Source organism: Xanthobacter autotrophicus (assembly GCF_029991245.1).
GTDB classification, from domain to species: domain Bacteria; phylum Pseudomonadota; class Alphaproteobacteria; order Rhizobiales; family Xanthobacteraceae; genus Xanthobacter; species Xanthobacter autotrophicus_C.
Map to the genome: position 1 here is coordinate 1 of NZ_JAIVFO010000474.1, position 386 is coordinate 386.

General features: G+C 74.9%; 1 protein-coding gene. It reads right to left on the minus strand.

What is annotated here, in order from left to right:
- A partial coding sequence (locus K9U41_RS23750) for a hypothetical protein (protein ID WP_282643272.1) occupies positions 1-386 on the minus strand: 386 nt, incomplete at both ends.

Here is a 386-nt window from a genome sequence, read left to right on the forward strand (position 1 = left end):
TTGAGGCGGGCGGCGTGTACGGGGACTGCCAGTTGTCCGCCTCGGGCTTCGGGCGCAGCTTGCTGTAGACGAACCCGGCCGCCGCGGCGAGGCTGCCTAAGATCAGCACCTTGCGCAGCTTCGAGCTCTTCTTCGGCGGCGGGTCGCCCTTGACCTCGGCCAGCTTGTCCTGAGCCATGTCCCGGCCGGTCGCGGCCAGCACGGCGGTGCGGTCGGCGCCCGCCAGGGCGGCCGCCTTCGCCTTGGGGATGGCGACGTCGCGGGTCGCGTCGGCGAGGTCGCTCGCCAGGTCCGCGGCGCGGCTGCGGCCCTCGGCCACCAGCGGGGCGGCCTTGACGCGCGTGTCCTTGGCCAGGTCGCGCGCGCCCTCCGCGGCGTCCTTGGAC